Genomic DNA, 22,035 nt, shown 5'->3' on the forward strand with positions numbered 1-22,035 from the left:
GTTCAGGTTCTCTCTTATATAGACTTCCTCTCCATCAAACGAATACCAATTCCAGTAAATGCGAGACCCATAAAAATAAGCACCGCACTAGGGAATAAAAATTCTTCTATTGACCAATTAGCATAGGTTGCACCAGCCATCATTTCTAATCCATATCGAAGTGGACTACCATAGGACAATGCGAGCATCCACTTTGAATCCACAATGTCTAATGGCCAAAAGACCCCACCTAACATAGCAAAGCTCGTGCTAAACAAAGGAATGACTGCCGTTAACTGTTGCGAAGACGTGACAATTCCACTCATAAAGATTCCAAATGCCATTGTTGCAAATAAATAAGGCATAATGACAAGAAAGAGTGACCAAAAACCTCCATAGAAATCTACATTAAATACCGTCGCAAATAGAACGAGTACAATGGTAATTTGCGCAAAGGTTAGTATACATGCAACAAGTAAATTGGCGAGATAGAGTTCTGTTTTCGTGGTAGATGTTAAGATTAATCGATTCCATACACCATCCTCTTTTGATTCAAGAATTGTTAAGATTGTAAAGCCCATGGTGAAGAAGGAAAAGAAAAGGGTAAAGCCAAATAAACTTCGTAACTGCTCATCTACGTCTGTATATTCCTCCATTGCCTGTGATTCAAATTCAAATACTTCTTTATTCGTTTTGGCTGTCCCTGCCTGTTCTACATATTGTTGTAAATAGTGGGACTCAAGTACTGGTTGAACCATGTACATAAGCGGAGCATTCTCAAAAGCACTATGAATGACATAAGATGATGCTTCTAGCTCCACAACCGCCTCCACATCTTGCGCACGTAAAAGTCGATTTGCTTCTTGGCTACTTGTTCCTTCAAATACATACTGTTCATAATTGCGATTTAATAGAGACACATGCTCGTTCACGCCGTTTTCATCTAGCGAGTCGGAGTAAACCATTACATGTATTTGAAAGGAACCTGCACCGCTTATAATAAGTGTAAAAAATACAGTCATACCAATCATAAGAAGCACGGTGAACGGAGAGCGTTTCATTTCTCTCACGTATTGATAAAAAATTGCTGTCATGATTCTATGCCTCCTTTATTAGGAAACACAACCCACGCAAAGACAAACAACACAAATGATAAGGAGGTTAAATAGATAAGTGAGTGCGACAGATGTGCAATGGACTCGCCTTGACCCGCTTGAATGAACGCCTGAAGCGCCAGACCATTCGGTGTAAACTGACCAATTTCATTAAGTAATGGTGATAAGTTAGAAGACGGGAAGAAACTTCCACCTAAAAACCCTAAAATAGATACAACGAGTAGCATAAAAACGTTCGCTACTTTTTCTGTATTTGCTCGAAATTGGATAGCAACAAGCAGTGAGGCGACACTACCTACTGTTAAACAAAGCACAACGGCAATTGCTATAAAGCTTAGCCAGTTGGTGATTGTAATTTGAAAAATCAGCATAGACAGCCCAAACAAAACGACTAACTGAAGAAAAACAATTACGCAAGAAGTAGAAAATTTCGCCAATAAATAGTTGACAGGTTGAATATTCGCCAATACAAGCCGTCCATAAATTTTTCCTTTTTTCTCTGTAAAAGCAAAATTTGCCATAAGTCCGGCAGTAAAGAAAACGTATAGAACACCCATACCATATGTGTAATACTCAAATGATGTAAGGGGTGAATTCCCTTGAACAACTACAGTTCCAAAATCCGCGGCTATCTCTTCATTTTCAGCGAGTTCTGTATGTGCATATACTTGCTCCATGTACGAATTCATCATCATTTGAACCATCATTGCATGCTGTCTTTGTTCCTGATTTAAGAATAATTGAAAGGACTCCATATCTTCTGACCACTCTTCCCCAAGCTGCTCGTGCCAAAGCATCAGTCGATACCCTTTCGGCATTTCAATAACGGCGGTGTAGTCTTTATATACCACGTCGTCATCAGGTGAATAATAGTCGACACCTATTTCACTATCCATATAAGCAAAAAGAGTGTCTGGAACGGCTAATCGTAGTAATTCATCTTCACTAATAGAAAACCTCTCAGATGCTACCTGAAGATCGTCTTCAAGTGTAGACGCCTCAACTATTGCAATGGATACTTCCTCAAAACTCACTTCTGAGGAAAATGAATTGGTTAATGCAAATCCTAAAATCATAGTAGATACAAATGGTAGTAATAAAGTCGACAAAAGCGCACCCTTATCATTGACAAGTTGCTTTAATTCTTTTTGAAAGATACTCATGAGAATGCTCCTCTAATCGCGTAAGGTACGACCTGTTAAATGAAGAAATACATCTTCTAAAGTCGCCTCTTCTACTTTTATCGCACGCACTTCAACATTCTCTCCTTGTGCCGCTTGTAATAATTCTTTAAATAATTCTTTTTCATAAGAAACGACTCGATAACCACTCTCGATCTCAACGACAGATTTCACAGCATCTAATGCTTCTAACTGTTCTTTCAACGAATTTTTCTGTATGTGGACGGTTAATTCATACGTTCGTTCTATACTTAAAATTTGTTTAATTTCATTCTTTGTACCTGATGCGATAATGGATCCACGATCCATAATATAAATACGGTCGCACAAGAATTCTACTTCTTCCATGTAATGACTTGTATACAAAATGGTTTTACCTTCTTCTTGCTGTAATTTACGGATTAAATCTAGCAAATGCCTTCTTGAATGTGGATCAATTCCAACAGTTGGCTCATCCAGTATAAGAAATTCTGGCTGGTGAATAAGCGCAACCGCTAGATTTAATCGCCGTTTCATTCCACCTGAGAACGTTTTAACTTGATGATTTTTTCGTTCATCTAACTCCATTAACGTTAATAATTCATTGACACGTTCTGTTAAAGCATCCCCTTTTAATTTATAAGCTTTTCCGAAGAACTGCAGATTTTCCCTAGCAGTTAATTCATTATAAAGTGCAATATCTTGTGGAACGACACCAATTTTTTCTCGAAATGAGGTTAACTGTGAATGAATGGACTTGCCGTTAAGAAAGATTTTTCCTTTTGATGGTTTGCTTAAGCTGGATAACATCTCGATTAACGTTGACTTTCCCGCTCCATTTGGCCCAAGTAAACCAACCGATTCACCTTTCTTTAAATAAAGACCGATACCATTTACCGCATGTACCGGTCCATATGATTTTGTAAGTTGCTCTGCTTCTATCAAAATCGGTCACCTCCTCATCATTACAATAAGTGTAAACAAAAAAAAGAGCGCTAGCTATTTACTAGAGTCACTCTTTTGTTTTAGTTAATATGACTAGAGTCATATGTCGTGTTTAATGGCATAGATCGCAAGCTGTGTACGATCACGAACATCTAACTTCGTGAAAAGTTGACTTATATAGTTTTTGACTGTTCCAATCGTTAAAAATAGCGCTTCAGAAATCTCGGCGTTGCTTAGCCCTTCACCTACCATTCTGGCAATTTCTTTTTCGCGTTCGTTTAAGAAAGGAACCACTGTTCGACTTGATTGCTTCCGTTCAAGTAAAGTAGGAATGACTTTTGCTGCTACTTGACCGTCAAGTATAAATTCTCCCTTTAACGCTTTTTCGATTGAGAGGAGAAGACCTTCACGATCGGCATCTTTTAACACGTATCCATTCGCTCCTAACTTTAATGATTCGAGTGCATATTCTTCATCAGCAAAGGTTGTGAGCATAACAATTTTCACTTTCTTATTTGAATGCCGAATTTCTTTAACTGCTTCAATTCCGTTCATCAACGGCATACGAACGTCCATTAGAATCAAATCAACAGAATGAGTCAAAGACAGTTGAACTGCCTCTAACCCGTTACTGGCTTCTAACGTTTTATACAATCCATCATATTCAATCATCATTTTTAAACCTTGTCTTACAATGAGCTGATCTTCAACGAGCAGAATTCGTTTTTGAGTCAATTGGAAAGACCCCTTTCATGTAAAAAGTGGCTTCGTTAAAATGGGCATAAAACTGCCCATCTAATTCTTCAAATCGATTTCGAAGTTGAGTGAGTCCGAATCCTTCATGGAACTTTTTCTGTTCAGCTTCATTTTCTAAAATAGCTACGTACATATAGTCTGCATAGACTGATAACGTGACATTTACTTGTTTTGCATAAGAATGGCGCATCGCATTGGTTAATCCCTCTTGTACAAACCGATAAAGAGCCATACTTTGCTCATTTGTCAACCCTTGTGATAAAGCACCTGCTTCTGTTGTTAATCGAACGTGTACATGGCTTTCTGCTTCAAGCTTACGAATCAATCGAAGAATCATAGCCACACCGCGAATTTCCTCTATTTCGAGAGCCCGCACCGCTTTGCGCATTTCATCTAGCGCTTGTCGAGCCGTTTGTTTTGCCTCACTTAAATAAGGATTTTCAGTTTCATTTTGCAGTTCAGCCATTTGCAGTTGCATGCCAAGCGCCGTCAGCTGATGACCTACAGAATCATGCACATCTCGAGCAATTCTTGTCCGCTCTGCTTGTTTGACTGTATCTTCCTCTTCAACAAGCTGCCTTTTGAGTAAACGTTTTTCATACAAAAGTGTATTCATTTGTTCCTGATTTTCATTGTTCCGTTGCCTTTGTTTAGTAAGATAAACCGTGCAGTAAAGGATTAAAAAAGATAAAAAGAGCGCCATCATTCCCATAGACAACGTACCAGCACTAAACAAAATCGAACAAAGGAGAATTGCCCCAAATGCGAAACTGTACCGCTTAGCGACAACCTCTGAAAAGTAAGGCAGACATACAAGTAGTAATACAATTAACCACGTTTGTTCTCCTGGGAAAAGAATCATTGTCACGAATGCTAGTAATAAATAAAGGTAAACGCCATTGGACCATAGTGGCTCAGAACAAACTCCACCTACCATTAAACCGAATAGAATCCAAAATAACGGACTCGTCAATAATAAAGGATCAAGAAAAACAACAACGGCATTCGCACAAATGATCAAGCAAATCGGAAGCCAACCATTCATATAGAAACAATCTGTTTATAATAAAAATTCGTTGCTTCTAATTGATGAGATCGTGCAGATTTTGCAAACTGAGGAATTGTGCCTGCAAATGTATAATTCAATTTTTTATAGAGTTCATTTGCCGATGATCCCTTTTCTGTATCAAGTACAAGTACTGTTATTCCTTTGGCAACAGCAGCTCTTTCTGCCTCCTTCAATAATTGCATTGCGTACCCGCGTCCTCGAAACTTTGGATGAACCATTACTTTTGCAATTTCCGCTCGGTGTCGACCATTCTCCTTCTCACTACAAGCGAGTTGTACAGAGCCAACTAGCTTCTCTTGTTCCATTGCTACAAATACCATTAACGTATCTTTTATTTCAACCGTATCCCAGTAAGCTTCTGCTTTTTCCATTGTTAGTGGCGCTAAAAAATTTATAGAAGCGCCTTCGTTCACACATTCTGTTAACAACTGACTCAACTCTTTTTTATACGCTGTTAAATGATAAATTTGTTTGATCATAAGTAGGCTCCTTTTCTATGCATTCCACGTACCCGAAGCAAGCAGCACAGCCTGTCCACCAACATGTATGTCAAATGAATTGACTTTTTTCTCCCCTTTTAAATGAAGGGTGGAGGGCCTATTCATGAATACTCCTTGTTCAGATACAAGCGACAAACGTGACACAGCTTCATGTTTCATTATAAAAGCTAAAATGGCACCATTTGAAGAACCTGTTGCCACGTCTTCTGGAATGCCATAGTATGGTGCAAAATCTCGAACAGAAAGATCTGATCGATCCCCTTCCATCGCAAAAACACAAATTCCTTTTGCTTCAATGCGGCTAATTAACGCTTCGTAAGCTGAATGGTTCAGTTTTGTTCGCTTCAGGACTTCTACAGATTTCACCGGTGCAACTACAACAGGAAGCCCTGTAGAAATTTCTTGAACAGGCCAAAACGGATGAAAATCAACCTCTTTTAAACCTAATACTTTAGCAGCTTCATAAGGTGGTATGACTTGGCTGAATTGAGGTGTTTGCTGAGTCATCCAATAAATCGAGGTCTGATTATCGATTAAAACAGGCACAAGACCACTTTTTGTTCGGAACACCACCTTATTTAAAGTACTCCCGTAGCGAGAATGCCATATAAAAGCAGCCCCTATTAGAGGGTGCCCCCCAAATGGAATCTCTTCTTCAGGTGTATGAATCCATGCATCAATTATGTGATTTTCCGTTAACTGAAGAAAAATCGTCTCTGAAAAATGAAGTTCTTTTGCCAGCTGTTGTCGAATAGAGACTTCAAGATTATCATCCAAAATAAAAACTGCGAGTTGATTGCCTGAAAATGCTTGATCAGTAAACACATCTACTATATAAAAGGGAATTTGCTTCATTTACTTAAACACCACATCTTTAGATAGGACCCGTTGAATGACATTTAAAAGTAGTGTTGTTCGTTCTTGTAATGAAGTGACTTGTAAATATTCTTCTTCACTGTGAAAGCCGCTACCAACTGGACCCATTCCATCTATTGTTGGAATACCGAGTGCTGATGTGTATGAAGCATCGGATCCTCCTCCTGAAGACGTTTCGCCCACTTCAATCCCTACTAAGCGGGCTTGCTCTCGCACAAGTTCATAAAGTTGAATCGTTTTATTCGATCGCATCATTGGCGGTCTCGTAATTCTTCCTTTAACAGTCGTTGATGTGCCTTTGATTCTCGTTTCATTCGCAATTGACTCGATAGCTGCTTCAAGTTCACTTGCTTGCTCCATTTTTGATAGACGAATGTCTATATCAGCTTCTGCGTAATCGGCAACCGTGTTAACCGCTGTGCCGCCTCTTATAACCCCAACGTTCACATGAATTCCTGCTGTTGCATCCGATAGCTGATGTAAAGCGATAATTTTGTAGGCTAGTTCTTCTACGGCGCTTGCTCCCTTTTCAGGATCATTCCCAGAATGGGCAGCAATCCCCTCAACACGCATCACATACCGTCCTCCACCACGGCGAAACGTTACAACCGATCCGTCTTTTCGTGCTGGCTCCATAACTAAAACAGCCTTTTTTCCTATTGCCTGTTCCTCAATAATGCTACGTCCAGATGGTGCACCAATTTCTTCATCGCTTGTGAACAATACGTCGATTTGGTTTAAAATCGTTGGATTGGTTTCATAAAGAGTTTTTAGCGCAAAGTAAGTTGTGACATGGCTTCCTTTCATATCTGCTACACCCGGCCCGTAAGCTTTGTCATCCTTCACCACAAAAGGGCGAACAGCCGACGTTCCCACTGGAAAGACAGTATCCATATGGAGCATGAGCAAGATAGAGGGTTGCTTATTTGTTTTCTTTTGCTTCAACAAGATATGGTTACCATACTCTTCTTGCTTCACTATCGTTTCGACAAACCCTAATTCATTAAAGGCATTAATTAAATAGGAACCAACGTTGTCTACCCCTGATTTGTCATAAGAACCACTATCCATCATGACTAATTCGTTTAACATATGTAGCATCTCTTCTTGTTTGCTCATTTCTATCACTACTTTCATACATTCATATTTTTCTGACAGTCGTTGTAAGAGGAAGACCTACGAATACTCATAGGTCACGGTATCTACTAAAATAATAGCATGATACTAATGGCAATTGCGGCAAAAAGTAAAGCAAAAGGTAGGTTTATGATCATAATGCGATAAGGGTTTTGTTCAGTATGGCGCGCTGTCATCGTCACAATAATTCCGTACGGAGACATTGTGAATGTCGCCAAGGCACTGACAATGTACATCACCGTTAACGGTATTGGCATCGTCGGCATCAGAATGGGTCCAATGACTTCATGAACAAGCACCATAGAGGCTATAGGATGAATTCCAACCATTGCAAGTAAATAAAAGCTTAACGGAATGATTGCAAGTAATAGTACCGGCTGTTCACCTAATTGATAAAGTGGTTCTTGCACATAACCAAGCAGCTCTGTTTGATTAAGGATGCCTGTAAACCAACCGAGTGAGACGAATAATACGATGAAGGGATGGATGCCTATTTGTAGCTGTTTCCCTAAAGAAAGAAAACCTTTTCTAAGAAAAGCTCGCCCTTCTCCTAACAAGGACGTCCATCCTAAGGAGAAGAGTGGGATAAGCAAGACGACAGTTAAAATAAAGGAAAGCTCCAACCATTCTCCTAGAGCTAGAACAAGTACTAAGAAAATGATCACTGCGCTAATAAGAGACCACTTCGAGGGACCATCTTCCCCATGATACGCAATAGAGAGTCCCTCATTCTGCCCAATCGAACGTTTTCCTATCTCAACTAACGTCATTAATACCGACAAGAGAAGTAGATACGGTATAAGAGAAAAGTAACTCTCTCCTGTCAAACCAATTGCTGTTACAACCATAATTTCCATTGGCATCCAAACAAGTGCCAGTGCATACCCACGCAATGTCGTTTGGCTTATTAATACATCTCGCTCTTTTTTTTCAACGGCGGTGAGCGATTCCTTGAGCGTATGTTGTAACAAAGGCAGAACCGACAAGTTCATAAACGGAACAAATCCATATGTCGTTAAGAGGGCACGTGTATGTAATTTTCCTTTTGTTGTCGCACCTTTAAATAACCATGTCTGTACTTGCTTATCGTACTGAAGTGTTTCAATTGCAGCCTGCATAAGAGGCACAATGGCCACAAAGACAACAAGGGTTAAATTGTTTGAGAATAAAGGCGGAATGTCTTGTAAAGACACATTGCTATAAGGAAATAGCAACGCTCCACTTGTTAAAAAAGCCAATCCCATACCTTGAAATAGGCGATTGGAGTGAAAGAAAGAATAGACGAGCATCGGAAGCGTTAATAAACCGCCTATCCAAAGTAACAGGCTTGCTTGAAGGGCAAGCCCAATAAAAACAAGTATTAAAACCATTCCGTAGTAAAAGCGTTGCACAGTCATTCCTCCGATAATCAAGTAACTCTGTAATCGTACCTGAAATGATGCTGATTGACCAGAGTAAACGAATGGAGCCTTTTTTATTTTCTTATTTAACTGCACCCATATTATTTATTTGAAATTGAACGTCCACATCGATAGAAGTGAAAGGGTATTCTTCCTCCTTCCATTTCTCACTGTCTATTCCTCGAACATGTTGCCTTACCACTTCAGTAATACCAATTGGATCGACTTTATTCTCTTGCAAAAACGAGATCATCTCTTCAAATGCTTCTTGGAAATGCTCTTTTGATTTTTCTTCAAGTTCACTCGTACTAAATTCTTCAATTCCAATTTCTTTTTTTTGTCTAAGAGTGCCTTCAATTTTTATATCCACGGAAATAGTTATTCGGTCATCTTCCATGACGTTTACTCGCCACTTTGGCTTAGACTTTAAGTAACGGTAAACAATCCCTCTGTCTTCTCCTAAAGGAACATAGGCATTCCCTTGGGTGGTTTTTTCGAATAGCTTTCTGAAATAACTGCTTTGCTGCAAGTTTATTTCAGTATGATACTGATCCCCTTTAAAAAAAGCTAACCCTATTACTTTTACACGATTACCAATGTGGTCAATGACAGGCAAGAAAGGATCAGTACCTGACGCATAATAGCGGTATAAAAACTCATGCATGCTCGTTTTAGGTAGCTGTTCAATTTCATTTTTATCAATAAGATTAAGGATGTGTTGTTGAGCTGTTGATTGGAATGGAAATTCAGCATCAAAGAGTTCACTTGCATTCTTTCTACTAATGAGCAGCTTTAAGTTCTGTTCAATGGTAGGATTTCGTTGAATGGAATCCAACGTGCTAAATAATCCTTCTTCTTTTGCAAATGTTTCGCTAAATATATGGAGTCTCGTTCGACTTGTATCAACGAGACGAGGGGTTTCAGCTTGTAAACCTTGAAACAACCCTGCTAAATGAGGATTGTTTATTTTTATTAATTCACTCTCAGGTAGCTTTTCATCTGCTGGCACAATAATCGTCGTAATTCCAGTCGTTTCCACATCCCCGTTGTCTTTCAAATCATGAGCCAGCGCTTGTAGATATTGAATATCTTCATTTAATTGCATATGGGGTGTGCACGAAGATAGAAGTAGTAAAGCTATAAAGACCGTACTAAGTACGCTTCTTTTTTTCATGACGTTTCATCCTTTTTTTAAAAATAAACGTTAGAACTGTGAGAAAGGGAACATATAAATAAAGTGTATAAAAGCCTAGAGTATTAATGATATGTTGCACCTCATCTAAACTAAAATAACGCCTTTCAAGTATAGCACTCGTAAAAACAAGGATAACAAGTCCAATCAGCCAATGCTTTTGCTTCCATCCTACTGCTCGTTTGCCAAGATAACTTGCTGCCCATAAATACATACAAATATTTGGTAGCAAGATGAGAAGCCAAATGGAGATGCCTAGATATTCCATTCTCCAAACCGATAACGTTGGCCATATAATATTAATTAAATGATTTTCTGTAAAAACAAGGTAAGCGAGGATATACGTGAATAAATACACACATGTGCTCAGAATAACACCGACCTGTGCCCATTTAAGAGATTGCTTTGCATTTCTAATAAAAGGAAATGCTACTAACAACACTTCAAATCCCAGAAATTGGAACGTCATCTCTCTTGATGCCACCACTATATCACGTATGGAATGATTCCAAATAGGCGTAAGGTTATGCATTTGTAATAAGCCTTGAGGATAATTGGAGTACAGTAATAAAGGTACTGTCATAAAAATAGTTAATACACTTAAACCCATAATGGTTCGAAAGCCTGAGCGTGTGAACAGCAAAGCCAGTGCCAGCATAATAAAAATTAAAATGCCATGATACATGTCAGGAAATACCCAAATAATGACCATATCCACATAAATAACAACAATGGTAGAGGCAAATAAACAAAAATAGAGAATAAAGAAAACGTCGATTACCTTCCCAAGATATTTACCAAAGAAACGAGTATGAATGTCGGCAATTGTCATTCTTTCATCCAAGATGTAATAAATGAGACGAATAATCACCATAATGCTTGCCGCTGAAAACAGAATAGCGATCCATCCGTCATTTCCAACAATTTCTGCTATACTTTTTTGAAACGTAAAAATACCAACACCAATCTGCATAAAGAACACGAGAAAAAGCACAAAAAAAGAGGAAACTTGATGGTTCTTCATATTCATGGTGAATGCCCCTTTCCGTTTTCACTTATCACTCTTCAATATCTTGCTTCGCTTTTACTTTTTTATGACGTGTGAATCGATCTTGTTTTTTTGTACGTAACGTCTCAGGTCGCTTTCCCTGAACCCAAATAGGCAGTCGAAAAAAAGAGTCTTTAAAATCCTTAATACGTAACGGATAAACAGGTGTTAAATAAGGATGACCAAAAGATTTCAACGTTAATAAATGATGAATACAAAGCAATAGACAGATGGCAATGCCGATAAACCCATAGATCTGCGCAAGCAAAATAAAAGGAAAACGTAGAAGTCGAATCGTATTACCCATTTGATAAATCGGTGTGGTAAAAGATGCAAGGGCTGTTAACGCCACGATAATTAAAAGAACACTACTCGCTAACGATGCTTCTACAATAGCAGTCCCAATCACGATCCCGCCAACGATCCCAATTGTTTGACCGATTCTTTCAGGAAGTCTTGCTCCTGCTTCTCGTAACAATTCAATCGTCAGCTCTAAAATAAGCACTTCCACTATCGGTGGGTACGGAACCTCTATCCTCGTCGCTACCATCGTTATTAATAAATCATCTGGTATAAGTTCATGGTGAAATGTCGTTATTGCGATATAGAAAGAAGTGGCAATGACCGAAAAAATTACCGCACAAATTCTTAATAAGCGAATAAACATTCCTACTGGCCATTGATCATAGTAATCATCTGGTGACGAAAAGAACTCAATTAAATTCGTTGGGCCAATTAAAGCAAGTGGTGAGCCGTCTAATACTAGCACGACCTTTCCCTCTGTAACACTGGAAGCCACACGATCTGGTCGTTCTGTTTCTAATAACTGTGCAAAGGGAGAGTTAGGATTATCGGTTATAAACTGACTCACTTGTGTAATGTCAACGAACTCATCATAATCCATATCTGCTAATCGTTGCTTCACCGTTTGAAGAAGTTGGTCATCGACTATACCTTCTAGATAAATCATCGCCAATCTACTCTTACTTAACCTACCTACCGTCATCTCATCTACAATTAATTCAGGAACAGCAATTCGTTTCCGAATTAAGTTTAAATTTACATCAAGATCTTCAATGAAGCCTTCTTTCGGACCAGCAACTGTGTACTCATTTTCTGTAATCGTTACTTCACGACCATCATGCTTTTTTAATGGTAGGGCGAGAAAAGAATCGTGCTTGTCTCGCTCTCCAATTAATAGAGCCCCGCGCATAATCTGAGTGATAAACTCTTCACCTGTATGCACAGACTCTACTCGCTCAATTGGCAAATGACCACTTAATTCTTTAATGGGAATATGTTTGTTCGTCTTTATGTATTCAATCACTTTGTGAAAGGAGTGTTTGTCTCTCATCAGAGAAGAGAGATAATAGTAACGCAATGACTGATGGGCATGAGTCTCGTCAACGACAAAGTCCGCTGACTTCGACAGAGTCGCTATCGTTGATTGTATATCCATTTTCCCCAAGCGAACCCCTCCCTCTTTTTTGTCCAAAATCATTTTGTCTTCATTTAGGAATGCCACAAATAGGTTTTTTTATGTTTTATCAAAACAAAAAACCAAAACTGCCCATTCTTGAGGCAATCTTGGTCTTAATGTACTAGATGTGACATCTTATTTTGTTAATAAGGAGATAAAAGAAAAGACCAAGATAACCCATCCCCTGGCTATCTTGGTTTCGTGTTAAATGGACTGCAACGCTTTATGCGCAATATCTTTACGATAGAATAAACCTTCACTTGTAATTTGTTCACTTACTTGGTACGCATGTTGTTGTGCTGTTTCAATGGTTTCACCTGTACCTGCAACGAGTAAGACTCTCCCACCGTTTGTTTTCCACTTTGACGAAGATTGTTTCGTACCAGCATGGAAAACAAGCCCTTCCTTAGCGGCTTCTTCTATTCCTTCTATGACAACACCCTTTGCATAGCCCTGTGGATAGCCTACACTTGCATGCACAACCCCTACTACCGCTTCTTTTTTCCATTCTAGCTGAACCGGTTTTCCGTTTAGAACACGTAGCATCACGTCAATTAAGTCTGACTCTAACCGTGGCAGGACTACTTGTGTTTCAGGGTCACCAAAGCGTGCATTAAATTCAATCACTTTCGGACCATGAGCAGTCATCATTAAGCCAGCGTATAGAACCCCAGTAAAAGAACGTCCTTCCTTCACCATTGCGTTGGCTGTTGGTTGTAGAATCGTTCTTACAGCTTCTTCAACATCATGGTCAGAAAACTGAGGTACCGGGGAGTATGCACCCATGCCGCCTGTGTTTGGACCTTTGTCTCCATCATAGACACGCTTGTGATCTTGCGCCGGGACCATTGGAACGACCGTTGTCCCATTAACGAATGCCATTAGTGATAGTTCTTCCCCATCAAGGTATTCTTCAATGACGACTTTGGCACCAGCTTCCCCAAACCCATGATCAACTAAAATATGATGAAGTGCACCGATAGCTTCTTCTTCTGTTAAGGCAACCGTTACACCTTTTCCCGCTGCAAGACCATCTGCTTTTATAACGATGGGTGCTCCTTCTGCTCTTACATAGCTTGCTGCAGCTTCAAACTCAGTAAATGTTTTTGATACTGCTGTGGGAATACTGTACTGATGCATTAATTCTTTTGCAAACGACTTAGACCCTTCAAGGATAGCCGCTTCTTTCCTTGGACCGAATACAGGTATCTCTTCAAGCTCAAATCGGTCTACCAACCCTTCTAATAAAGGAATTTCTGGTCCGACAATGACTAAGCCAATGTCACTTTGTATGGCAAACTGCACAAGTGCATCGTGATCGGTTGATTCAAGACCAAGGCAAACCCCAAGGCCAGCCATGCCATCATTACCTGGCGCTATATAGACCGTCTCAACAAGCGTGCTGTTTGATGCACTCCAAGCAATCGCATGCTCTCTTCCACCGTTTCCAATAATTAATACATTCATGAATCGTGTCCCCCTTAATGTTTAAAATGACGTAAGCCAGTAAACACCATCGCAATGCCATATTCATCTGCCTTTTGAATCGATTCATCATCTCGAACAGATCCTCCAGGTTGAATAATCGCTGTGACTCCTGCTTTCGCTGCTGTTTCTACTGTATCACCGTAAGGGAAAAACGCATCAGATGCAAGCACTGCCCCTTTTGCTCGTTCACCTGCTTGTTCTATCGCGATTGCCGCAGAACCAACACGATTCATTTGTCCTGCACCAACACCAACTGTCATCTCACCATTTGCTAGTACAATAGCATTTGATTTTACATGCTTGACGACTTTCCAACCTAAAGATAATGCTGTCCACTCTTCTTCAGTCGGTTCGCGCTTAGTCACAACACTGAGTTCCGCATCATCCAGTCCTAGGGAATCTTCTTCTTGCAACAGTAAGCCACCGTGAATGGACGTTAGCTTATCTTCTGTTTCGCCTTTATGGACTGCTACTTCTAGTAAGCGAATGTTCTTTTTCTTCATCAACATTTCTTTTGCTTCCGGACTAAATTGCGGAGCAAGAATAACTTCTAAGAAAATCTCGCTCATTTTTTGTGCGGTTTCTTTATCTACTTCACGGTTAAGAGCTACGATGCCACCGAATATTGATTTTGAATCGGCTTCATAGGCGCGATTAAAAGCGGTAGCGATTGTTTCGCCAGTTCCAACACCACATGGATTCATATGCTTAATGGCAACAGCAGCTGGTTCTGTGAATTCTTTAATGACTTCAAGTGCCGCATTGGCATCATTAATATTGTTGTAAGAAAGCTCTTTTCCGTGTAGCTGTTTCGCTTTTGCTATTGAAGAGGCTGATCCAGTACTTTTCTCGTAAAATGCCGCTTTTTGATGCGGGTTTTCACCATAACGTAATGCTTGCTTATGGGTATATGTAACAGTAAGTGATTCTGGATGACGCTCGTCCACCGCTTCTGTTAAATAAGAAGCAATAAGTGCATCGTAAGCAGCCGTATGACGAAATACTTTAGCAGCTAGCTTCTTACGAAGAGAACGTTGCTGCTCATCGCTTTGGTCTAAGCTAGCAAGGACTGTTTTGTAATCATCAGGATCCACAATAACTGTCACATCCGCATGGTTTTTCGCGGCAGAACGTAGCATACTTGGCCCACCAATATCAATGTTTTCAATTGCATCTTCAAAAGATGCATCCGGCTTTGCAACCGTCTCGGCAAATGGGTAGAGATTGACAATAACATAATCAATCGGTGTAATCGCTAGTTCCTTTATTTGTTCCATATGTTCTTCTTTATCACGTCTAGCGAGTAAACCACCATGAATGGACGGGTGTAATGTTTTCACTCGCCCATCTAATATTTCTGGAAATGCAGTGACGTCTGATACATTCTTTACTGGAATCCCGGCTTCTTCTAACGACCGTTTTGTTCCACCCGTTGAAAGAATTTCAATACCCTGTTCGACAAGTCCATTAACAAATGGAATTAGTCCATCTTTATTTGATACGCTTACGAGTGCACGTTTCTTCATTCGTTTTCTCCCCTAGTCTTTTCTGCCACAATCTGATTGACAACATGTGGGTAAAGTTGATGCTCGACTGCTTGAATTTTCTTTGTTAAAGATACATGGTCATCATCTAGCTCAATCGCTATTTTTTCTTGGGCGATCACCGGACCAGTATCCATGCCTGCATCGACGTAATGAATGGTCACACCTGTTTCTTTTGCTTTGGCTTCAAGTGCTTGTCCCACTGCATCAAGACCTGGAAAATGCGGTAACAATGACGGATGAATGTTTACGATTCTTCCTTCATACGCTTGCAAGAGCACAGGCCCAATGAGACGCATATAACCAGCTAGCAGGATAAATTCTACTTTAGCAGCGTTTAACCGTTCAATAAGGTATGTTTCATATGCTTGTTTATCTTCAAAGCTGCTCGGGATGACTTCCGCAGTTTCTACTCCTAGTTCACTTGCTTTTTTAAGAACAGGTGCCTGTCGTTTATCGCTAACAACGAGCACTACGTCTCCTTTAGCTAATCCTTTTTGCGTTTGTTGAATTAGATTCTCTGCATTTGTACCAGAGCCAGAAGCAAAGATTGCTAGCCTCATAGCTGAATACTCCCAATTGTAACACCTTCTTGACCAGTCACTCTGCCAATAATATAGGCTGTCTCTCCTGCGTCTTCTAGGCAACGAATGGCTTCATGGAGGCGTTCTTCTGTTACGGTTAGTACCATACCAATACCCATATTGAACGTTGAAAATAGATCCTGATCAGATAATGATCCTTGATCTTTTATAAATGTAAAAATTGCGGGAATTGGCCATGATCCGTAATCAATCTCTGCACCTAAACCTTCTGGCAACATTCTTGGGATGTTTTCGTAAAATCCACCGCCTGTAATATGTGCAGCCCCTTTTACAAGTTGCGAACGAACAGCTTCAAGTACAGGTTTAACGTAAATTTTAGTCGGCGTAAGCAGTTCTTCTACGAGGGGTTTTCCTAACTCTTTAGGAACACTTTGTAACGAAAGACCAGCTTCTTCAAGCAAGAGCTTACGGACAAGAGAAAAACCATTTGAATGAAGACCGCTCGAAGCTAAACCAATAAGTACATCTCCAGCTTCAATTGATTCTCCAGTAATCATTTGACTTTTCTCAACGGCACCGACAGAAAAACCAGCTAAATCATATTCTTCTTCACTGTACATTCCAGGCATTTCTGCTGTTTCTCCGCCTATGAGGGCACAGCCTGCTAATTCGCACCCGTCAGCAACACCCTTGACAATCGCTTCAATTTTAGCAGGATCTGCTTTTCCAAGAGCTAAGTAATCTAAAAAGAACAGTGGCTCTGCTCCTTGAACAACGATGTCATTCACACACATGGCAACGGCATCTTGACCGATCGTATCATGCTGATCCGCCATAAAGGCAAGCATTAGCTTCGTTCCCACACCGTCTGTCCCTGAGACAAGAACAGGCTCTTTCAACTCTAAAGGAGATAAATCAAAATTCCCACCAAATCCGCCTAAAGCACCTAACACACCTTGGCGTTTTGTCCGCTCAACATGGGCTTTCATTCGTTTTACAGCTTCGTAACCAGCTTCTATGTCAACGCCTGCTTGCTTATAAGCTTGTGACACAATTCATTCCTCCACTTCTTCTCTTAAAGTTTTGCATGTGGATGTAGCGTATCCGCATAAATTTCCGTTGGGTACTCTCCTGTAAAGCAAGCTAAACATTGTCCGCAGTTATGCATCGCTTCCGAGCGACCAATCCCTACTTTCAACCCATCCGTTGATAAAAACGCCAAGCTATCAGCACCCATCATTTCTCTCATCTCTTCAATGGAATGAGAAGAAGCAATGAGTTCTTCTGTTGTTGATGTATCAATGCCATAAAAGCATGGATTCTTTATCGGCGGTGACGAAATTCGTACATGAACCTCAACGGCACCGGCTTCTCGTAACATGTTGACAATTCGTCTACTCGTTGTCCCCCGTACAATCGAATCATCAATCATAACGACACGCTTTCCTTCTACTACACCACGAACGGGAGAGAGTTTCATTTTAACGCCTTGCTCTCTTAATTCTTGCGATGGTTGAATGAACGTCCGTCCAACATACCGATTCTTAATCATACCAAGCTCATAAGGAATGCCCGCTTGTTCTGCATAGCCAATGGCTGCGGAAATACTCGAATCTGGTACACCGGTCACCACGTCCGCTTCAATTGGGGACTCAATGGCTAGCTGCTTACCTAAACTTTTTCGAGCGGTATGAACGTTGATGTGATCCACGTTTGAATCAGGTCTTGCAAAGTACACGTATTCCATACTGCATATAGCCCGATTCCCTGGAGAAACAAAGCGCTCGCTTCGCATCCCAGTATCATCAATGATTAATAGTTCTCCCGGCAATACTTCACGCTCAAAGGTTGCACCAACAATATCAAACGCACACGTTTCAGACGCGACCACATAAGCATCACCTAACCGTCCAATTGATAGTGGACGCAAGCCATTTGGGTCTAGCGCAACCATTAATTGACGTTCATTTAATACGGCAAATGCGTAAGCACCTTTTAGAGAGGAAAGGGCATTTTTCATTTGATCTTCTAAACTAAAATAGCCGCTACGCTTTATTAAATGGGCAAGCACTTCCGTGTCAGACGTCGATTGAAAGATCGATCCTTGCGCTTCAAGCTGGTGCTTAAGATGATTCGCATTAACCAAATTTCCGTTATGAGCGATAGCCAAGCCACCTTTTTGAGAGTTAAAAAACAGTGGCTGAACGTTCGCATAGCCACCCCCACCTGCTGTTGCATAGCGAACATGACCAATCGCTGCTTTTCCGTGCAGACCTGCTAAAATATCTGGATTAAAGACATCATTTACGAGGCCAAGCCCTTTGTGAGCAGAGAGTTTTTCCCCGTCAGATACGACGATTCCAGCTCCCTCCTGCCCACGGTGTTGTAGACTGTGCAAGCCGTAGTACGTTATTTGTGCAGCATCTTTATGACCAAAGACTGCAAACACACCACACTCTTCATTTAGTCCTTTGATTTCAGCAAACATGGGATAGCCCCTTTCCAAGCTGACTCAAGTTCTTTTACTTCCGCAGACAGTATGATCTCCCCATCTGTTGTGAATTGAAGTGTTTCCTCTGCAGTTACAGTTCCAATAGGCTTTGCATCAGAAACGATTTGTTCAAACTGATGTTTGTTGGTTTCTTTTACCGTTACAACGAAGCGTGATTGACTTTCCGCAAACAAGTCGGCTACTTGATTCGTCCAAACCACTTGTGCGCCAAAAGATGTCCCAAAAAGCTTTTCTGCAATTGCGACAGCCATTCCACCCTCAGCCACATCGTGTGCAGAAGCAACGACGCCTGCTTGAATGGCAGCTAAAAGTTGCTGTTGGCGATTTTTTTCTACATTTAAATCAATAGCTGGTGCTTTTCCTGATAAAGTGCCTTGGCTTACTTTTTGAATCTCGCTTCCACTAAACTCTGGCTTTGTTTCTCCAATAACGTATAAAATGTCTCCAGCCTCTTTTACTGTTTGTGTCGTAATGTAAGACACATCTTCAATGAGACCAACCATTCCTATAACTGGCGTTGGGTAAACGGCTCCTCCAGAGCGTTCATTATAGAGCGAAACATTTCCCCCGATAACAGGAGTATTTAGCACTCGACACGCTTCACTCAATCCATCTGTTGATTTTTCCAGTTGCCAAAAAATCTCTGGTCTCTCTGGATTCCCATAGTTTAAGCAATCGGTCACTCCAAGTGGTGTCGCACCTGAACAAACAAGATTTCTAGCTGCCTCAGCAATCGCAATTTTTCCACCGACTTCAGGATCTAAGTATAAGTAGCGTGAGTTACAATCGGTTGTCATGGCAAGTGCTTTCTTTGTTCCTCGTATTCTCACAACTGCCGCATCTGAACCAGGCGATACAACCGTATTCGTCTGTACCATATGATCATACTGTTGATAAACCCACTCTTTACTTGCAATCGTTGGTTGTGCGAGCAAGTGCATAAGGGTTTCTTTCGCATCAGAAATGTCTGGTACAAATGGTGCTTCTGCTTGAAACGCTTCAAAATAAGCTGGAACCTGTGATGGTTTATGATAAACTGGTGCATCTTCTGCAAGAGCATCTACAGGAACATCTGCCACGACTTCTCCGTTATGAAGAAGTCTTAAACGAGAATCATCCGTTACAACACCAACTTCAACAGCATGGAGATTCCAGTGCTCAAAAATGGCTTTGATTTCGTCTTCTCGCCCTTTCTCTACTACTAGTAGCATTCGTTCTTGTGATTCAGATAACATCATTTCATAAGGTGTCATTCCTGATTCCCGCTGAGGAACAAGGTCCAAGTTCATTTCAATACCAGAGCCTGCTTTACTCGCCATTTCTGCTGACGAGGATGTTAGTCCTGCTGCCCCCATATCTTGAATCCCAATTAATGCATCACACTTTACGACTTCAAGACATGCCTCAAGAAGCAGCTTCTCCATAAACGGATCACCTACTTGCACAGCTGGCCGCTTTTCATCGGAAGAATCACTTAATTCTTCTGACGCAAACGTTGCGCCATGAATGCCATCTCTACCAGTACTTGCACCTACATACATAACCGTGTTGCCAATCCCTTTAGCCTGCCCTTTTTGAATATCCTTGTGATCTATTAAACCGACACACATCGCATTCACTAGGGGATTCGCTTCATAACAAGGATCAAACTGGACTTCTCCGCCAACAGTTGGCACACCAATACAGTTGCCATAACCGGCAATACCCGCTACTACTTCTTCAAACAAATACTTTACTTTTGGTGACTGTAGCTCTCCAAAACGCAGAGAATTTAACAAGGCAATTGGACGAGCCCCCATTGAAAACACATCACGTAAGATCCCACCAACGCCTGTTGCCGCACCTTGGTATGGTTCAATCGCTGATGGATGATTGTGACTTTCAATTTTGAAAACAACGGCTTGCTCGTCTTCAATATCAATAATACCAGCACCTTCACCTGGACCTTGCAGTACTTTCTCACCATCTATTGGGAATTTTTTTAATAAGACTTTTGAATTTTTATAGCTACAATGCTCCGACCACATAACGGAAAATAAACCCGTTTCCGTAAAGTTTAAAGGGCGACCAACAATGCTTTCCGCTAACGCAAATTCTTCATCCGTCAATCCCATTTCTTTATAAAGTTGTTTCTCTTTAATTGCTTCTGCACTTGGCTCAAGAAGTAGTGACATAAGATTCCCTCCAATTGGATAAAATCGATGTAAATAGCGCCAGACCTTGCTGATTTCCGAGTAGTGAGTCGACTGCCCGCTCAGGGTGTGGCATCATACCAAGCACATTCCCTCGTTCATTTACAATTCCGGCAATTTGCGCTTTTGAACCATTTACATGCTCGTTGTAACGAAAAACAATTTGCTTGTTTGCTAACATTTGCTCATATGTTTCATCATCACACTCATAATTCCCTTCACCATGAGCAACTGGAATAAGAATGGTTTCCCCCTGATTGTATGAAGATGTGAATACTGTCTCATTGTTTTCTACTAGAAGTTCAACGTTGCGACAAATAAATTTTAAATCAATGTTACGCTTCATCGCTCCTGGCAATAACCCTGATTCTAGTAGAATTTGAAAACCGTTACAAACCCCAAGCACCGGCTTTCCAGCATTCGCTGCCTCAATAACAGCTGGCATAATTGGAGCAAAACGAGCAATCGCACCAGAGCGCAAGTAGTCTCCATGAGAGAATCCACCTGGTAACAACACGGCATCATATCCATCTAATGATGTCTCTGTATGAAAAACATACTCTACCTCTTCACCTAATCCATCTTTTATGGCATGGTACATATCGGCATCACAGTTAGAACCGGGAAATACAATGACGGCAAACTTCATGATGGGACAACCTCCTCCACATCAAAGCGGTAATCTTCTATAACCGTATTCGCAAGTAACTTTTCACACATTTCTTTTACTCGCTCATCTACATTTGCCACATCTTCAAGTTGTAGCTCTAAATACTTCCCAATTCGAACATCTGCTACTTCTGCATAATCCATTGTGTGGAGTGCATCTTTTACAGCAACTCCTTGTGGATCTAGTACACTTTCACGCAATGTTACATACACCTTCACTTTATACATGTCGTTACCCCCGTTGGTCGTTTAGTTGATCATTCGCTTAGATAGAAGATCATCTCTACTTTAATTGGCAGACGCTTTCCCTAGGCACGATCTCCACCATTACGCATCATTTTCTCACTTCATTGTTTCCAAAAGCGTGTTGTCCCTTGCAAGAGTCGTCGCCAATTTTATTAATTCTGTTTTCTAATGAAACGAGTCCA

Annotated in this window: 20 protein-coding genes; all 20 read right to left on the bottom strand. The window is 40.7% G+C overall.

The window, feature by feature from the left end; translation table 11 throughout:
• Window positions 1-14: 14 nt before the first annotated feature.
• The 20 genes from BK583_RS15460 to purS all read right to left on the bottom strand — a co-directional run bounded on the left by BK583_RS15460 (window position 15) and on the right by purS (window position 21,835).
• The gene (locus tag BK583_RS15460) at window positions 15-1,073 is read right to left on the bottom strand and encodes an ABC transporter permease (RefSeq protein WP_055736981.1); all 1,059 of its coding nucleotides are present in this window, start codon (window positions 1,071-1,073) and stop codon (window positions 15-17) included.
• The gene (locus tag BK583_RS15465; RefSeq protein WP_055736980.1) at window positions 1,070-2,257 is read right to left on the bottom strand and encodes an ABC transporter permease; all 1,188 of its coding nucleotides are present in this window, start codon (window positions 2,255-2,257) and stop codon (window positions 1,070-1,072) included. The genes BK583_RS15460 and BK583_RS15465 overlap by 4 nt, the downstream gene beginning before the upstream one ends.
• 12 nt (window positions 2,258-2,269) lie before the next feature.
• Window positions 2,270-3,199, bottom strand: a complete 930-nt coding sequence (locus BK583_RS15470; protein ID WP_038477912.1) for an ABC transporter ATP-binding protein — start codon at window positions 3,197-3,199, stop codon at window positions 2,270-2,272.
• A 99-nt stretch (window positions 3,200-3,298) separates the two neighbouring features.
• Entirely contained in the window at window positions 3,299-3,934 is a 636-nt protein-coding gene (locus tag BK583_RS15475; RefSeq protein ID WP_078440210.1) for a response regulator, read from the bottom strand.
• Window positions 3,906-5,000, bottom strand: coding sequence for a sensor histidine kinase (locus BK583_RS15480; protein WP_055736979.1), 1,095 nt, complete (start codon window positions 4,998-5,000; stop codon window positions 3,906-3,908). Before BK583_RS15480 ends, BK583_RS15475 begins: the two co-directional genes overlap by 29 nt.
• Entirely contained in the window at window positions 4,997-5,503 is a 507-nt protein-coding gene (locus BK583_RS15485) for a GNAT family N-acetyltransferase (RefSeq protein WP_055736978.1), read from the bottom strand. Before BK583_RS15485 ends, BK583_RS15480 begins: the two co-directional genes overlap by 4 nt.
• 15 nt (window positions 5,504-5,518) lie before the next feature.
• The gene (locus BK583_RS15490; RefSeq protein WP_055736977.1) at window positions 5,519-6,379 is read right to left on the bottom strand and encodes a PhzF family phenazine biosynthesis protein; all 861 of its coding nucleotides are present in this window, start codon (window positions 6,377-6,379) and stop codon (window positions 5,519-5,521) included.
• A complete protein-coding gene (locus BK583_RS15495; RefSeq protein ID WP_245804422.1) occupies window positions 6,380-7,519 on the bottom strand; it encodes a M20 family metallopeptidase in 1,140 nt (379 codons plus the stop codon).
• Between the two features lie 86 nt (window positions 7,520-7,605).
• Window positions 7,606-8,928, bottom strand: a complete 1,323-nt coding sequence (locus BK583_RS15500) for a hypothetical protein (protein ID WP_055736975.1) — start codon at window positions 8,926-8,928, stop codon at window positions 7,606-7,608.
• Between the two features lie 91 nt (window positions 8,929-9,019).
• Window positions 9,020-10,111 (bottom strand): Ger(x)C family spore germination protein, encoded by a 1,092-nt coding sequence (locus BK583_RS15505; protein WP_038477894.1) that lies wholly within the window; start codon window positions 10,109-10,111, stop codon window positions 9,020-9,022.
• Window positions 10,089-11,159, bottom strand: a complete 1,071-nt coding sequence (locus BK583_RS15510) for a GerAB/ArcD/ProY family transporter (RefSeq protein WP_055736974.1) — start codon at window positions 11,157-11,159, stop codon at window positions 10,089-10,091. Before BK583_RS15510 ends, BK583_RS15505 begins: the two co-directional genes overlap by 23 nt.
• Window positions 11,160-11,187: 28 nt before the next feature.
• On the bottom strand, window positions 11,188-12,636 hold the full coding sequence (locus BK583_RS15515) for a spore germination protein (protein WP_236702441.1): 1,449 nt from the start codon (window positions 12,634-12,636) through the stop codon (window positions 11,188-11,190).
• A gap of 225 nt (window positions 12,637-12,861) precedes the next feature.
• The gene (gene purD, locus BK583_RS15520; protein ID WP_055736972.1) at window positions 12,862-14,124 is read right to left on the bottom strand and encodes a phosphoribosylamine--glycine ligase; all 1,263 of its coding nucleotides are present in this window, start codon (window positions 14,122-14,124) and stop codon (window positions 12,862-12,864) included.
• A 14-nt stretch (window positions 14,125-14,138) separates the two neighbouring features.
• Window positions 14,139-15,671: a bifunctional phosphoribosylaminoimidazolecarboxamide formyltransferase/IMP cyclohydrolase gene (gene purH / locus BK583_RS15525; RefSeq protein ID WP_038477884.1), complete on the bottom strand. Its 1,533-nt coding sequence runs from the start codon at window positions 15,669-15,671 to the stop codon at window positions 14,139-14,141.
• On the bottom strand, window positions 15,668-16,252 hold the full coding sequence (purN, locus tag BK583_RS15530; protein ID WP_055736971.1) for a phosphoribosylglycinamide formyltransferase: 585 nt from the start codon (window positions 16,250-16,252) through the stop codon (window positions 15,668-15,670). Before purN ends, purH begins: the two co-directional genes overlap by 4 nt.
• Complete coding sequence (gene purM, locus BK583_RS15535; RefSeq protein ID WP_055736970.1) at window positions 16,249-17,286, bottom strand: phosphoribosylformylglycinamidine cyclo-ligase; 1,038 nt, start codon at window positions 17,284-17,286, stop codon at window positions 16,249-16,251. Before purM ends, purN begins: the two co-directional genes overlap by 4 nt.
• 23 nt (window positions 17,287-17,309) lie before the next feature.
• Window positions 17,310-18,722 (bottom strand): amidophosphoribosyltransferase, encoded by a 1,413-nt coding sequence (gene purF, locus BK583_RS15540; RefSeq protein ID WP_055736969.1) that lies wholly within the window; start codon window positions 18,720-18,722, stop codon window positions 17,310-17,312.
• Window positions 18,698-20,920, bottom strand: a complete 2,223-nt coding sequence (gene purL / locus BK583_RS15545; RefSeq protein WP_055736968.1) for a phosphoribosylformylglycinamidine synthase subunit PurL — start codon at window positions 20,918-20,920, stop codon at window positions 18,698-18,700. Before purL ends, purF begins: the two co-directional genes overlap by 25 nt.
• Window positions 20,904-21,587, bottom strand: coding sequence for a phosphoribosylformylglycinamidine synthase subunit PurQ (gene purQ / locus BK583_RS15550; protein ID WP_038477872.1), 684 nt, complete (start codon window positions 21,585-21,587; stop codon window positions 20,904-20,906). Before purQ ends, purL begins: the two co-directional genes overlap by 17 nt.
• A complete protein-coding gene (purS, locus tag BK583_RS15555; protein WP_055736967.1) occupies window positions 21,584-21,835 on the bottom strand; it encodes a phosphoribosylformylglycinamidine synthase subunit PurS in 252 nt (83 codons plus the stop codon). The genes purQ and purS overlap by 4 nt, the downstream gene beginning before the upstream one ends.
• Between the last annotated feature and the right edge of the window lie 200 nt (window positions 21,836-22,035).

It is taken from the genome of Shouchella oshimensis, assembly GCF_002019765.1.
Lineage (GTDB): Bacteria > Bacillota > Bacilli > Bacillales > Bacillaceae_D > Shouchella > Shouchella oshimensis.

Excerpts from the sequence above, each read along its gene's own strand:
- BK583_RS15460 (WP_055736981.1), bottom strand. The coding sequence starts at position 1,073 with ATGACAGCAATTTTTTATCAATACGTGAGAGAAATGAAACGCTCTCCG.
- BK583_RS15465 (WP_055736980.1), bottom strand. The coding sequence starts at position 2,257 with ATGAGTATCTTTCAAAAAGAATTAAAGCAACTTGTCAATGATAAGGGT.
- BK583_RS15480 (WP_055736979.1), bottom strand. The coding sequence starts at position 5,000 with ATGAATGGTTGGCTTCCGATTTGCTTGATCATTTGTGCGAATGCCGTT.
- BK583_RS15485 (WP_055736978.1), bottom strand. The coding sequence starts at position 5,503 with ATGATCAAACAAATTTATCATTTAACAGCGTATAAAAAAGAGTTGAGT.
- BK583_RS15490 (WP_055736977.1), bottom strand. The coding sequence starts at position 6,379 with ATGAAGCAAATTCCCTTTTATATAGTAGATGTGTTTACTGATCAAGCA.
- BK583_RS15495 (WP_245804422.1), bottom strand. The coding sequence starts at position 7,519 with ATGAGCAAACAAGAAGAGATGCTACATATGTTAAACGAATTAGTCATG.
- BK583_RS15505 (WP_038477894.1), bottom strand. The coding sequence starts at position 10,111 with ATGAAAAAAAGAAGCGTACTTAGTACGGTCTTTATAGCTTTACTACTT.
- BK583_RS15510 (WP_055736974.1), bottom strand. The coding sequence starts at position 11,159 with ATGAATATGAAGAACCATCAAGTTTCCTCTTTTTTTGTGCTTTTTCTC.
- BK583_RS15515 (WP_236702441.1), bottom strand. The coding sequence starts at position 12,636 with ATGGATATACAATCAACGATAGCGACTCTGTCGAAGTCAGCGGACTTT.
- purD (WP_055736972.1), bottom strand. The coding sequence starts at position 14,124 with ATGAATGTATTAATTATTGGAAACGGTGGAAGAGAGCATGCGATTGCT.
- purH (WP_038477884.1), bottom strand. The coding sequence starts at position 15,671 with ATGAAGAAACGTGCACTCGTAAGCGTATCAAATAAAGATGGACTAATT.
- purN (WP_055736971.1), bottom strand. The coding sequence starts at position 16,252 with ATGAGGCTAGCAATCTTTGCTTCTGGCTCTGGTACAAATGCAGAGAAT.
- purF (WP_055736969.1), bottom strand. The coding sequence starts at position 18,722 with ATGTTTGCTGAAATCAAAGGACTAAATGAAGAGTGTGGTGTGTTTGCA.
- purL (WP_055736968.1), bottom strand. The coding sequence starts at position 20,920 with ATGTCACTACTTCTTGAGCCAAGTGCAGAAGCAATTAAAGAGAAACAA.
- purQ (WP_038477872.1), bottom strand. The coding sequence starts at position 21,587 with ATGAAGTTTGCCGTCATTGTATTTCCCGGTTCTAACTGTGATGCCGAT.
- purS (WP_055736967.1), bottom strand. The coding sequence starts at position 21,835 with ATGTATAAAGTGAAGGTGTATGTAACATTGCGTGAAAGTGTACTAGAT.